This window comes from Bacillus sp. (in: firmicutes) (genome assembly GCF_031983925.1).
Classification (GTDB): Bacteria; Bacillota; Bacilli; order Bacillales; family Bacillaceae_G; genus Bacillus_A; species Bacillus_A pacificus.
Window position 1 is genome coordinate 969738 of record NZ_DALYZR010000001.1, and the last position, 13895, is coordinate 983632.

The following is a 13895-nucleotide window of genomic DNA, read 5'->3' on the forward strand; positions in this document are numbered from 1 at the left end:
GCATATATAAATAAAATGTCCCTCCGTTATATTGGAGGGACATTTTATTTATTTTACTTGAATTGAGATCTTTTGATTCGTTTTATGATTCTCAGTAATCGTTAATGTTATGTTACCGGATTCTTTAAATGAATATGATGAGAGTTGATAAAGCTCTTTTATACCATGTTTCTCTTTTAATTTATTGGCAGGAATTAATGTAATGTTCGGTTTCCATGTTTCCTGTTTACCAGAAGGATAGTTTACTATTATTTCTGGATTATTTAATTGCATTTGTTTCCAAGAGGCAAAATGTAGCTTAACTTCTGTATCTTTTTTTAGTAATTCTTCTGAGAAATATCCAAGCTCTCCAACATTACCGAAAACAGTAAAGTTTTGATTTTGAAGTGTGATATCTAAATGTTTAGGTTGATATGTTGCTGCGTGATAGATTCCATATGAAAGAGAAAGAGTAGCGGCGATTAAAATGCTGATTGAAAATGTTTTAAAGCTATTGCCTTTAAAACTAGTCATCATGAATGAGTTTGGGGCGAACTTTTTCGCAAATAAAAATATGAGTAATATGAGTAAGAGGGATAAGCTGATGAATATATACAAAGGAAATTTACACCTCCACAATAAAATAATGTATCAACTATATTTTACCATAAATGTATGGGGTAGGGTGTTGTTTTAGAAGGGAAAAGTGAGTATGGAATAAAGAGATGGTCAGTGTACTATGATCATCTCTTTATTTTTTCTCATCATGTGAAAGCAAGAAGGGTTACTCTTAGTTCGTATTGAATTAAGAGGGTAGGCTACTCTTGAAATATTTGATTAATGAGACATTGAGGACTTTCCTAATTATAAATATGTTTTCTGCTATAATGAATAAGTAGAAAGAAAGGAGTGATCCTATGGCATTTCCTATATTAGAAACAGAACGTTTGCGTTTAGTTGAAATAGAACAATCTTATTGTCAAAAAATATTTGAAATCTTTTCATTGGATGAGGTAACGTGTTTTTACGGTATGAATTCTTTTACGGAGTTTGGACAAGCTTCACGTATGATTGAATCTTTTTCAAAAAATTATTTTGAGAAAAAGGCAATACGATGGGGGATTGTATTAAAAGAAACAAATGCTTTAATAGGTACAATTGGATTAAATAATTTACAATTATGGAGTAAACGATCTGAAATTGGATATGACTTACATCCTCGTTATTGGGGGAATGGTTATGCGTCAGAAGCAGCCAGGGAAATTATTCATTATGGATTTCAAGATTTAGGCTTATTTAGAATTGGTGCTATTACATACCCTGAAAATGTTACTTCTTGTAAAATGTTATCTAAAATAGGCTTTCATAAAGAAGGGTTATTACGTGGATATATTCATCAAGGAAATAAGCAACATGATGCACTATTGTATTCTATAGTTCGAACGGATGTTGAAGTTATAAATTTATAATAAAAAACCCCTCTTAAATAAGAGGGGTTAAGCTAAAAATTAACCTAACTTAGGTAATAAACGTTCTCCGCTTTTCATGCTACTTTTACATAAAGGGCATTTAGGCTCTTCTTCAAATGAAAAGTTCTTTCTCATCCATCCTAAACAATCCTCTGCTTCACATTCCCAGACAGGGGTTTGTTCTGGTGGTACTTCTGCTACATCGTTCTTTCGATTGCGATACATGTAACCACTCCTTTTATGTAAAAAATTTTAGTTATATATTAAAAAGGTTGTTAACCGTGCTGGTAACAACCTTTTTATTGTTTGAATTATAGCTTTACAACGTTTTTAGCTTGAGGTCCACGGTTACCGTCTTCAACTTCGAAGCTAACTTCTTGACCTTCGTCAAGAGATTTGAAGCCGTCGCCAGTGATAGCTGAGAAGTGAACGAATACGTCGTTGCCACCTTCAACTTCGATGAAACCGAAACCTTTTTCGCTGTTAAACCATTTTACTTTACCTGTTAATGTCATGGTAATGCCTCCTAAAAATTAAAAAGATTACAATATGTTCGGCCTTATTTGAATGAAAAATAAAATTTCACATATTATCAAAAACCCATAAGGAATATAAAATGTTCCTGATTGATACTTGATAATATGCAAAGAAAATATACTGTTAAATTGACCTTAATTACTATCTTACAACAAATGGTGGGAAATAGCAAGTGCTGGTAATACCAGTGTGAAATAGGATGGTAAAAGACGCAAAAACATCTCTTTTATTTATATATTATTCCTAATTTTGGTTTATGCAAAATCATGTAAAAAATGGAGTGAAATATTATTAATAGGTCACTTGTGGTAAAATATGGTTGTTAACTGATGGGAATTAAATATTAATAAAGGAAAAGGAGGAAAGAGAGTGAAAAATAATTCATTTAAAATAATTGAAGCAGCAAAAACAGGGAGAAAAAAAGTCCATCCAATCTTTGCTGTAATATTAGCCATTATATTTTTGACTTTAGGTGAAATATTTATGTTGTTTATGTTATTTTTACCGAAAGTTGAAACAACATTCATGAAAGGAATTTATGATAATATTAGAATGCTGTTAACATTTGGAGGAGCTATACTCATTTTATTTATATGGATTCGTTTTGTAGAAAAAAGGCCATTTTCATCCATTGGTTTTTGGAAAGAGAAATGGATGAGAAAGTATTTAAAAGGTGCGTTAATAGGGTTTGTATTTATTTCAATACCAGTTATTTTGCTGTTACTAATGGGAAGTGTAAAATTACAAGTACAACATATTACCTCAACAGTAATAGTAGGTATATTAGGATCCTTAATTGCATTTTTAATACAAGGGGCAACTGAAGAAATTATTGTGCGAGGTTGGTTATTCCCGGTTCTTTCTATTAGAAGTCGTATATGGGTTGGAATAATTGTTACTTCTTTTTTATTTGGATTTCTTCATCTCCTTAATCCGGGAATTACAATATTATCTATATCGAATATAATATTAGTTGGAGTATACGCAGCTTTATACGTATTGAAAGAAGATGGTCTATGGGGAATATGTGCATGGCACTCAATTTGGAATTGGGCACAATATAATGTATATGGTTTCGCCGTTAGTGGTACAAATGTATATTCCACTCCGATTTTTAAGTCTATAACAAATGGACCAGAAATATTGCATGGAGGCACATTTGGTATTGAAGGTAGTATCATTACAACAATAATGCTCTCTATCGCTTCAATTGTTCTATGGAAACAGTTATGGGGGAGAAAAGCGAAACAACGAAATCTAAGTTAATGAAAGAGGGAGAAACTATGGGGATTATAGCGTTTGAGGGAGCGAGCGCGGTTGGTAAGAGTACCACATGTCGTGAGTTAGAAAAGAATTATGGAGCTTATATTATACCTGAAGTGAATTTTTTATTTGAAAGACCAAAAAATGAACATAGAACATGGTATTTTGAAAAACAAGTAGAGCGCTGGAAAATAGCAATGCAGAAGTCAGAGCAATATAAATTAATAATACTTGATGGAGACATTTATCAGCCGCTTAGTTATAATTGGTGTTTCCATTTTGAAATATTTGATCAGCCATTATCTTTAATAGAAGACTTTTATAAGGAAAAGCTGGTTAATAGGGAAATTGGTTTTCCTGATCAATATTTTTATTTATATACAAATGATGAAGAACTTAGAAAACGGAAAGAATCTGACGAGACTAAAAGAAGAAGAAACTTTGAAAAACATTTATATATATCAAAATCGTTTCAACGTTATTATGAAAATTTAAATAACGTTACAGACGGGTACTGTAAAATAATTGAAGCGAAAAGTGTGAAAACGAATGAACTAGAAATTGTAAATAACTTAAACAGTTTACATGTGTGTGAAGAGAGTCGTTTTGATGTTTCGAGATTAGATGCGATTACGAAGTGGTTAAAAGAAAATCGCGCATAAAAAGAACGAGGTTGTCCCAAAAGTAGCTGAATAGCTACTTTTGGGCAACCTCTTTCTTTACGGAAAATATAAAAAAGAATCGTCCATTTTTGATATAATTAAGTCACCACAACCAAATCATCAAAAGAAAGGAACGATTCTTTTGTGTTTATAGATTATAACAAAAACCAACTGACTTTTCCACTAGATGTTGAGGTTCATATTCCTGAACATCATCTTTCACGTGTGGTTCATACGGCTGTAGAAGCGATGGATCTCTCTATCCTCTTATCACGTTATCCAGGTGGTGGCAGACCACCTTATCACCCAAAAATGATGTTGAAAATTTTATTATATGCCTACGCAAAAGGAATCTATTCTTCTCGAAAAATTGAAGAACAACTCCATGAAAATATCCATTTCATGTGGCTTTCTGATGAAAAAACACCAGACTTTCGTACGATCAATCGTTTTCGATCGGAGCGCATGAAAGACGTGATTTATGAAACTTTCTTCTCTCTCATCGACCTGTTGAAACAAGAAGGGCTTGTCAAACTCGAAGATTATTTTCTAGATGGAACAAAAATCGAGGCAAATGCCAATCGATATACGTTTGTATGGAAAAAATCCACAGAAAAATATGATCAAAAACTAGATGAGAAGTACCAAAAAATTGTCGCGACAATTGAACAAGCAAGTGAAGACGATCAGAAAGCGGAATTAGAAGAAGAACAAATGAAAGATACCTGTTCGGTCACTTCAGAAAAAATTAAACAAACCATTCAAACCTTAGAAAAACGCCTACAAGATGAACCGAAAAATAAAACGATGAAAAAAGCAAAGCGTCAGTTAGAAAATGATCTTCTTCCGCGCAAAATAAAATACGAAGCTCATAAAGAAACATTTCAAGAAAGAAATAGCTTTTCGAAAACAGATACAGATGCGACCTTTATGCGGATGAAAGAAGATCACATGAAAAATGGTCAACTAAAACCAGGGTACAATATACAAATCGGAACCGAGGATCAATTTATTACAGGGTTTAGTATTCATCAAAAAGCGGGAGATACAACCTGTTTGATTCCTCATTTTGAAATATTTGAGAAGTACAATCGTGTAAAGCCTCAAAATGTAGTTGCCGATTCTGGTTATGGAAGTGAAGAAAACTATGCATTTTGTGAAGAGAAAAAAATGAAAGCATATGTGAAATACAATACGTTTGAAAAAGAACAAAAGAAGGCGTGGACGAAACAAATAGGTCGCGTGGAAAATATGTTTTATGAGGAAGAACTAGATGAATGGATTTGTGCAAATAAAAAACGCCTTATTTTTTCACATGAAAGCAAACAACAAACAAGCAATGGTTATACTTCTATCAAAAGAACCTATCGTTGTACAGAATGTTTAGGCTGTCCATTTCAAGAAACATGTGCCAAAGGAAAAGAAACAAAATCTATCAGTGTCTCTGTCAAAAATCAAAAACAGCGAAAAGAAGTACGCGAACGTTTACATACAAAAGAAGGTAAAGAATTATATGGAAAGCGAAAAATAGAGGTGGAACCCGTATTTGGTCATATTAAATACAATCGTTTCTTCCAACGTTTTTCCTTACGAGGCCTTTCCAAAAATCGACTGGAATGGGGTCTTATTTGTGTTGCCCATAATTTACGGAAATGGACAACAACAGCTCAATCAAAAGCGAAAAAACCCCAATCATAAGTAGAAAAACAATGGGTTTTCTATTTATGATTGGGGTTTTTATCCATATAAAGGTGAAATATAAGAAATTGTCTCCAAAAGGTCGTTTTTAACGACCTTTTGGGACAACCTCGTTCTTTTTACGCATATTGAATATGTAAGTTCGTTTCATAAATTGTTTTTAAAATTTGTAAGTTTGCTTGTTCATTTTTATGGATAGCATTTTTATATTTAGGTAAGAAAAGTTGAGAAGGATAAACTGGGAGTTCACCGCAAATATCAATACCATAAATAGATTTATTCATAATTAGAGAATGAATAAATTGTAAAAGTCTAGATAATTTCATGTGTCCTTGATCCCAATTGGTAATAGTAACTTTTGGATCTAAAACATCTTTATCAATGCTTACATATATTGTTTCTGTATGAATATGTGAAAGTATTGTATGTATGGATACTTCATGTGATATATCAATTGGAAAAATTTCTACGTATGGACAATCATTAGAATGAATTGTTAGAGAAGAAGGTCCAATAATGATTACCTTCTTTAAATTATCATTATTTTGAAGAGAAAATGATACCCAAGATCCACAGGAAATAAGAGTCTGTTCATTCGCTCCCTTTAAGTTCATATCAGTATGATGATCAAATAGTATAAGGGTAAAAGGCTTGTCCATTTCTTCTAATAGTAAATGAGATACATAATGATAATTTCCAGAACCTATAAAAGTAATTCCTTTATTCTTTCTACGACTTAATGCTCTTTTTATATGCATTAAAGAAGTGTTTTCGCAATATAGATTTGAGTGTTCTAAATGAGTAAAATCAATATCTTCATGTGAATAAGAATGTAGTTTATTTTGTAATAAATACGTATCATCAAAGTTTAAAAAAGTTAAACCGTTATGCAATAAACTCATATTTATTCATCTCCTTTATATGTAGGCTAGCACATATTTTTATAAAATTAAAATGAAATGCTTAGAGGTGAAGTTGCATTTGAAAAAGATGGTATTTTTGACGGAATAATCTTTCAATTCATAAAGAAAAGGAATACAATATAAGGAAATATGTAGCAAATGGAAATGATACTGGGAATTAAATTGAGACAAAAAGAAAGTTGAGATTAACTATCGGCAGATGCTATGTTGATTCGAAAAAATAGCCAATATTTCGAATCATTATTCATGAAAGGAGAATAAAGATAAGTATGAAAAAGATTATTATTTCAGACCTTGATGGGACTTTATTAAGAAGTGATAAAACAATTTCAGAGAAATCTATTAATATTCTAAGGGAATGTAAAAATAATGGAGACGAATTGATTTTTGCTACAGCAAGGCCGCCAAGAGCTATAAAACAATATATTCCCAACGTGTTAAAGAGTGAGATTATCATTTGTTATAACGGGGCTTTAGTTCTTAAAGGTAATGATATTTTATATGAAATGAAGATTTCTAAAAATGACATTTTAGAAATCATAGAAATTGCAATAAAGTATAATCTTCATCAGATTTGTCTTGAAATAGATGATAAGTTGTATTCCAATTTTGATGTTACTGATTATTTTGGTAATGTACCGTTTGAAATTATTGATGTAAGAGATTTAAACTTTGAAAAAGCTTCTAAAGCAATTATTTGTACTAAAGGTTCAATAAACAAGGAATTTATTAAAGAATTGCCTGATGAATGCAGGGGAGTCATTACAGATGACGGAACGTTGTGTCAAATTATGCATGCAGAAGTTTCAAAATGGAATAGTATTCAATATGTTCTACAGCACTTAAATCGAGACGTATCTGAAGTTATTGCCTTTGGAGATGACTACAATGATATGGAAATGATAGAGAAATGTGGGATTGGTGTAGCGATGAGTAACGCTGTTGAGGAATTAAGGGCAGTCGCTAAATATATTGCTAAAAGTAACGATGAAGATGGAGTTGCTACATTTTTAGAAAGTAAAAGTTATGTTTATGTTAACTAGTATGAAAAAAATTGTAGTAAGCAGCGAAAAAAAGAGATGCTGCATCTGTTTTTGATAAATAGATATTATGAATGAGATATGCGGGAGGAAACAAGCAAGATGAAAACATTCTTTAAAATAATTGGAATTATAGCTGGCATGGCGGTAATCGGAGTAGGTTTAACATATGGTATGCTGTATTATTTGAATAATAGTAAACCAGCTGCGAAAAAGGCATCACCAGCTGCTCCGGCAGCAGAAGTGCTGGCTGATAGTAATGTAAAAGCTGAAGATGCAAAGCTTTTAGAAAATGGCAATCATTCATTACCGAATAGCGGTTTTAATAAAAATTTTAAATGGACAGATGAAAACATACAGACAGCATTACATGAAATGGCACATCAAAAAACGAAGGCTGATCAAAAATGGGGTTATATTTTTATTACACAAGAACGAATTGAAAGTTTGCTTGATATTGTAAAAAGTAATGATCTAGTACAAGGAACTACATATGCAGACATTTTAGAGAGATGGAAACAAGGACAATATGAAAAGATGGATGAGGATCATAATAAGATTTGGAAATTACAAAGCGGGAATTTAGGAGAAGGAAAAGGAGTAATGTCAGAAGCGGAACAAAAAGAGTTAATTAATCAAGTGTTTATGCAAAAAGGTACATATTCAGGTAGTAAATTAATTGCAGGTGGAGAACAGACTAATAAATAAGAAGTATGTTGATTTTGAAACACCTTTGTTGTTATGCATACAAAGGTGTTTTTGTTGACACAAGAAATAAATGGGAATATGATTCATATATGAAATAAATTAGAGGGGCTTACATATGAATAACAGAGAGCTTTACGGTAATATTCGTGATGTTTATCATTTACTCCAAAAAAATCTAGATAAGGCAATCGAACAGTATGATATAAGTTACGTACAATTTGGAGTGATTCAAGTACTCGCAAAATCTGGGAAAGTATCTATGTCAAAGTTAATTGAAAACATGGGATGTGTTCCAAGTAATATGACAACAATGATTCAACGGATGAAGCGTGATGGTTACGTAATGACAGAGAAGAACCCGAATGACCAACGTGAAACGCTCGTTTATTTAACTAAAAAAGGTGAAGAGACGAAAAAGCAAGTCGATGTGCAATATAGTGATTTTTTAAAAGAGAATTGTGGTTGTTTTACGAAAGAAGAAGAAGGGATTTTAGAGGATTTATTATTAAAGTGGAAGAAGCACTTGAATTAAATATAGTAAAAATGTAACACTCTGTTACATTTTTATTTATATAAATACTTCATATGTGAAATAAAATGTAGAGTAGTAAAAATTGAAGAAGGGGTCATAATAAAGGGTTATTTCATATATGAAATAAAGGGGAGTTATATATGGAGTTAAAGTCAATGATACGCATTTTGGCAATTGTAGCTTTTTTTGTTGGATTAGATTCATTATTAGTGGCACCTTTATTACCAGTAATTACAGAAACAATTAGTATTCCTGATGGAAGTGGAGGGTTATTAATTACTATTTATGCACTTTGTTATGGAATAACTGCACCTGTACTTGGAACGATGTCTGATAGAGTTGGAAGGAAACGTATGATCATAATAGGATTTACTATTTTCTCTATTTCTACATTTTGTACGGGATTAGCGAAGAGTTTTGAAATTCTTTTATTATTTCGCGGCCTAACAGGTTTATCTGGTGCGATGATTATGCCAAGTGTTTTTGCATTAGTAGTTGATAAAGTTACATATGAGTCAAGAGGAAAAGCGATGGGAACGATTATGGGAGCAATGGTAGGTTCGACAGTCATCGGAGTACCTATAGGTGCATTTTTATCTGAAGTAGGAAATTGGCAATGGACATTTTATAGTATAGGACTATTAACTTTATTTCTTACATTACTAGTTAATCGCATATTAAGAAATGAAAAACAGAGAAACAATGTGCATGTTTCTATAGCGAAAACGTTAAGTGCGCCACTTAAAATGGTTTTAGTAAATGTTTCAGTTTTATTTGCATTATTAGCAACGTTTCTATGGACAATTGGATTACACGGCATGTTTTCGTACATAGGTGTTTATTATGGGAATAATTTTGGCCTTTCCGTTGGTGAAATAGGTGTTGTAATCTTTTTGGCGGGAGTTGGTAGTGTAGCTGGTAACATTTTGGGTGGGAAGTTAGCTGATAAAATAGGAAAGAAGAATGTTATATCCATTGCGAGTATTGTAACCTCAATAAGTGTAATATTATTCTCGCTTTCCATAGAAAATCTAGTAATTGCAATTACTTTACATATCATTTGGAGTTTATTTATTGGATTTGGCCAAGCATCATTAACGGCACTAATTTCAGAATTAAAACCAGATGTGCGGGGGACTGTGATGGCATTAAATAGCTCTGCCATGTATATTGGGATGACTATTGCTTCTGGCTTAGCGTCGCTTACCGTAAGTAATGGATTTCCGTTTTCTTCTTTAGGAATAATGTGTGCAATTGCTAGTTTACTCGTCCTTCCGATTATATTTGTTCTAGTTAAAGGAAAAGCATTATCTAATAAAAAGAAGATGACTATATAAGGAGTATGAAAGAAAACGTGGATTGATATTCTTCAAAGGATTTCAATTCATGTTTTCTTTCATATTCTTTTTATACTTTCATCACTTTTAATAGTGAAAGAAACGACTGTACTACAGGGGAAATCCATCTAGATTTATGATAGATTATATGACTTTGAATAACAGTTGACGTTTCGATAGGCTGAAAACAGAGTTGTTCTTTTTGACAACTTTCTTGTACAACGATGTAAGGAAGAATTGAAATTCCTAACTCACACATAACGGATTGTTTAATAACTTCAACGTTGGAAGTTTCAAATGTTTTAGCTGGAATATTCCCGCTTTGACGTAAAAAACGATCTACCATTGGTCTATAACCGCAGCTTTGTTCAGTAAAAATAAACTGAGTATCCTTTAATAAACAAAACGGATTAGATTGTATAGAATAATGAGGTGGTAAAATCCATCCAAATGTTTCATTACTAAATGTACGCGTAATGAAATCATTATGTTCTATACATTCTCCAATTATGAAGACAATGTCTGTTTCTCCTTCACGTAATTTTTGTAATGCTTGTTCATTTGTATTTGTTTCAAGTACGATATTTACTTTCGGATTTTTCTGTTTGTAAGTACGTAATAATTGTGGTAAACGGTACACTGCTAATGATTCGTTTGATGTAATACTTAATGTACCTTCTAATTGATCGGTATTTTGAGGAATTTCTTGCGCTTTTTCATAAATTGCAAGTAATTCTAAAGCATAAGGATGAAATTGATGACCTGCTTTTGTAAGAAGTATTTTTTTCCCTAATCGATCAAAAAGAGGGAGGTGTAAATCGTTTTCTAATGCTTTCATATGCGCTGTTACAGTAGATTGCGCATAACCTAACGCGTGAGCAGCTTTAGAAAAGCTACCATACTTAACGATGGCACAAAAAGTTTTAACATGTCTCATTTCCATAAAAAATCCCTCTTTTATTATCATGATTTGTGAATGATTATATCACGTATTTCAATTTTCCAAATGATTAAATTCCTTATAAAATGAAATTGTAGAAATATTTATTCATTTAACATTGGAGGAGAAAAGATGAGTGAAAAGGGCTATCATGTAGCTATTGTTGGGGCTACGGGTGCAGTAGGTCAGAAAATTATTGAACTGTTAGAAAAAGAAACAAAGTTTAATATAGCTGAAGTTACGTTACTTTCGTCAAAAAGATCGGCTGGTAAGACAGTACAATTTAAAGGGCGAGAGATCATTATACAAGAAGCAAAAATAAATAGCTTTGAAGGGGTAGATATTGCCTTTTTTAGCGCTGGAGGAGAAGTTTCTAGACAATTTGTAAATCAAGCTGTCTCTAGCGGTGCAATCGTAATTGACAACACTAGTGAATACCGAATGGCACCTGATGTACCGCTTGTTGTTCCGGAAGTAAATGCGCACACTTTAAAGGAACATAAAGGTATAATAGCAGTTCCGAATTGTTCAGCATTACAGATGGTAACAGCTCTTCAGCCAATACGAAAAGTATTCGGATTAGAACGAATTATCGTTTCAACTTATCAAGCTGTATCGGGTTCTGGTATTCATGCGATTCAAGAATTAAAAGAACAGGCTAAGTCAATACTTGCAGGTGAAGAAGTGGAGAGTACTATATTACCAGCGAAAAAAGATAAAAAACATTATCCAATTGCATTTAATGTACTTCCTCAAGTAGATATATTTACGGATAATGATTTCACCTTTGAAGAAGTAAAGATGATTCAAGAAACAAAGAAGATTTTAGAAGACCCCAACTTGAAAATGGCAGCTACTTGTGTGCGCGTTCCGGTTGTATCAGGTCATTCAGAAGCGGTTTATATAGAACTTGAAAAAGAAGTAACTGTTGCAGAAATTAAAGAAGTACTGCTTGATGCACCAGGTGTTATTTTGCAAGATAACCCTAGTGAACAGCTGTATCCAATGCCATTATATGCAGAAGGGAAAATAGATACATTTGTCGGAAGAATTAGAAAAGATCCTGATATGCCAAACGGATTCCATCTTTGGATTGTCTCCGATAATTTATTAAAAGGTGCGGCGTGGAACTCGGTTCAAATTGCAGAAACGATGGTGGAAGAGGGAATCATTTAGTATTAAAAAACTAGGGAACTGTTAAAGGTTACAGTTTCCTAGTTTTTATTTTATAACTGTTCGCTTTATTCCAACCACATTTGATTTGAAAGACAGTAAAAAACATCAAGAATGAATACAGTTTATTTGGTACGATATGGATAAATTCAATAAGGGGGAATTAGATGTATCAAGTAAAGGGGTATTTTTCATCGCTCAAAGGAAGTCATTATGAAATCGGTAAGCAACAAGGTGAATTTGTAAAACAACATTCTTATCTTGTTCCGCAATTTATACAGCAAGAAAACTTAATATCGCCTAACCATTTTACAGAATCTAGAAATATATTAAATCAATATTGCTCTGGAATTAATGAAGAAATTGAAGGTTTTTGTGAAGTGTTGAAAATTCCTTCTAAAAATATGATGTATTACTATCAAACACTATTGAAAGCAGGTTGTAGTCATTGTGCAGTATTACCTAAAAAGACAGATTCAAAACACACATATGTATTAAGAAATTATGATTTGTCACCAAAAATAGATGATATGCGTTTTTGTTCAACTCATGTTGAAGGTGCGTATGCACATAGTGGCTTTTCTACTCAATATTTTGGCCGAACGGAAGGGGTTAACGAGCATGGATTAGCTGTTACATTTTCAGCATGTGGTCAACCAGTAGGAAATATTGAAGGTCTACGAAAGCCAGCAGTAAGTGGTTTACAATGTTTTGCAGTAATTCGACTGTTGTTGGAGAAATGTAAAAATGTGCAGGAAGCTAAGTCACTAATAGAAGAAATACCAATTGCTAGTAATATTAATTTAATAGTAGCAGATCCTTTAAATGCAGCACATATTGAAATATTTGACGGTCATAAATTCACAACAACGATTGATGGTGACAATCAAGCTTTTATTGTATCAACAAACCATGCAGTTAGTTCATCTATTCAGAAATTAAATAATAGGAGATTAGAACAATCTACAAAGAGATACCACGTTTTACATGAGCATTTAAATAGATATGAACAAGTGAGCATTGAGTCTTTAAAAAAGTTAGTAGAAGAAGAATATCCTGCTGGACTAACTGTACATAACTATGAAGAATGGTTTGGAACTTTACATTCTGTATTATTAGATTTACATGATCGTACAATGAAGATTTGTTTTGGATCACCACTTTTAAACGACTGGTACTCATTGAAAGTTGGAGGAAGCATGCCGTTTTCTGAGGTGAACGTGAACTTTAAAAATAAAACTTATACTGACTTTTGGAGGGAAGAGAATAATAAATTGATTCCAAAAGGATAAACGGGGTAATGTGGTGATATCTGGATGTATATACAGGAGGAAGTGCTATTGCTAAAAGTAGTGTTACCGATTGTTCTTATCTTATTTGTTTTCGTTTCAATGTATATGACTTATGAAAAAAGAAAAAAGCAGAGGTAAAAGGATTGAAGAGTGCGTTAACTTCAATTTGTTTCTTTTCGCTTGCAATTTTTAATTTGTTCGCATATTGGTTTCATTTCGGCGGTATGTTGACAGTGCTATTTTCAATCGTATTATTGTTAGTCGGGGCTTATTTTACAAAATATATTCCCATTTCCAAAAAGGTACACTAAAATTTATAGTTAATACTTTATTTCATTATGA

General features: G+C 32.4%; 15 protein-coding genes and 1 pseudogene. 11 read left to right on the top strand and 5 right to left on the bottom strand.

All coding sequences use genetic code 11. The features are described from left to right. Positions 1-48: 48 nt before the first annotated feature. The gene (locus tag RTP99_RS05070; protein WP_046646963.1) at positions 49-597 is read right to left on the bottom strand and encodes a hypothetical protein; all 549 of its coding nucleotides are present in this window, start codon (positions 595-597) and stop codon (positions 49-51) included. 299 nt (positions 598-896) lie between these two features. On the opposite strand from RTP99_RS05070, the gene RTP99_RS05075 reads away from it, so the two are divergent. After that, the gene (locus RTP99_RS05075; RefSeq protein WP_000885372.1) at positions 897-1448 is read left to right on the top strand and encodes a GNAT family N-acetyltransferase; all 552 of its coding nucleotides are present in this window, start codon (positions 897-899) and stop codon (positions 1446-1448) included. A gap of 39 nt (positions 1449-1487) precedes the next feature. Here RTP99_RS05075 and RTP99_RS05080 read toward each other — a convergent pair whose 3' ends face one another. Both RTP99_RS05080 and cspD read right to left on the bottom strand, forming a co-directional pair. Beyond that, complete coding sequence (locus tag RTP99_RS05080; protein ID WP_000286198.1) at positions 1488-1673, bottom strand: cold-shock protein; 186 nt, start codon at positions 1671-1673, stop codon at positions 1488-1490. An 86-nt stretch (positions 1674-1759) separates the two neighbouring features. Then, positions 1760-1963, bottom strand: a complete 204-nt coding sequence (cspD, locus tag RTP99_RS05085) for a cold-shock protein CspD (RefSeq protein WP_000176368.1) — start codon at positions 1961-1963, stop codon at positions 1760-1762. 391 nt (positions 1964-2354) lie between these two features. Here cspD and RTP99_RS05090 point away from each other — a divergent pair, with 391 nt between their 5' ends. The 3 genes from RTP99_RS05090 to RTP99_RS05100 all read left to right on the top strand — a co-directional run bounded on the left by RTP99_RS05090 (position 2355) and on the right by RTP99_RS05100 (position 5608). Continuing rightward, positions 2355-3251: a CPBP family intramembrane glutamic endopeptidase gene (locus RTP99_RS05090; protein WP_046646966.1), complete on the top strand. Its 897-nt coding sequence runs from the start codon at positions 2355-2357 to the stop codon at positions 3249-3251. Further along, positions 3251-3910, top strand: a complete 660-nt coding sequence (locus RTP99_RS05095) for a nucleoside/nucleotide kinase family protein (protein ID WP_000657881.1) — start codon at positions 3251-3253, stop codon at positions 3908-3910. Before RTP99_RS05090 ends, RTP99_RS05095 begins: the two co-directional genes overlap by 1 nt. A 144-nt stretch (positions 3911-4054) precedes the next feature. After that, on the top strand, positions 4055-5608 hold the full coding sequence (locus tag RTP99_RS05100) for an IS1182-like element ISBce1 family transposase (protein WP_000469434.1): 1554 nt from the start codon (positions 4055-4057) through the stop codon (positions 5606-5608). Positions 5609-5727: 119 nt separating this feature from the next. Here the strand turns inward: RTP99_RS05100 and RTP99_RS05105 are convergent, their stop codons facing one another. Then, positions 5728-6510: an arginase family protein gene (locus tag RTP99_RS05105; protein WP_000054642.1), complete on the bottom strand. Its 783-nt coding sequence runs from the start codon at positions 6508-6510 to the stop codon at positions 5728-5730. A 290-nt stretch (positions 6511-6800) separates the two neighbouring features. Between RTP99_RS05105 and RTP99_RS05110 the strand changes: the two genes are divergently transcribed. From RTP99_RS05110 to RTP99_RS05125, 4 genes are all read left to right on the top strand, one after another. Then, the gene (locus tag RTP99_RS05110) at positions 6801-7574 is read left to right on the top strand and encodes a Cof-type HAD-IIB family hydrolase (RefSeq protein ID WP_000720251.1); all 774 of its coding nucleotides are present in this window, start codon (positions 6801-6803) and stop codon (positions 7572-7574) included. Between the two features lie 99 nt (positions 7575-7673). Further along, positions 7674-8279, top strand: a complete 606-nt coding sequence (locus RTP99_RS05115) for a PRK06770 family protein (RefSeq protein WP_000846579.1) — start codon at positions 7674-7676, stop codon at positions 8277-8279. Between the two features lie 115 nt (positions 8280-8394). Beyond that, complete coding sequence (locus tag RTP99_RS05120) at positions 8395-8811, top strand: MarR family winged helix-turn-helix transcriptional regulator (protein WP_001065033.1); 417 nt, start codon at positions 8395-8397, stop codon at positions 8809-8811. A gap of 140 nt (positions 8812-8951) precedes the next feature. Beyond that, positions 8952-10148, top strand: a complete 1197-nt coding sequence (locus RTP99_RS05125) for an MFS transporter (RefSeq protein WP_000421212.1) — start codon at positions 8952-8954, stop codon at positions 10146-10148. 70 nt (positions 10149-10218) lie between these two features. On the opposite strand, the gene RTP99_RS05130 is transcribed toward RTP99_RS05125, so the two are convergent. After that, entirely contained in the window at positions 10219-11091 is an 873-nt protein-coding gene (locus RTP99_RS05130; protein WP_000425921.1) for a LysR family transcriptional regulator, read from the bottom strand. A gap of 129 nt (positions 11092-11220) precedes the next feature. Between RTP99_RS05130 and RTP99_RS05135 the strand changes: the two genes are divergently transcribed. From RTP99_RS05135 to RTP99_RS05145, 3 genes and pseudogenes are all read left to right on the top strand, one after another. After that, a complete protein-coding gene (locus RTP99_RS05135) occupies positions 11221-12264 on the top strand; it encodes an aspartate-semialdehyde dehydrogenase (protein WP_046646967.1) in 1044 nt (347 codons plus the stop codon). A gap of 164 nt (positions 12265-12428) precedes the next feature. Next, positions 12429-13553, top strand: coding sequence for a C45 family autoproteolytic acyltransferase/hydrolase (locus RTP99_RS05140; protein ID WP_046646968.1), 1125 nt, complete (start codon positions 12429-12431; stop codon positions 13551-13553). Between the two features lie 24 nt (positions 13554-13577). Beyond that, a pseudogene (locus RTP99_RS05145) lies at positions 13578-13864 on the top strand (hypothetical protein). Positions 13865-13895: the final 31 nt, after the last annotated feature.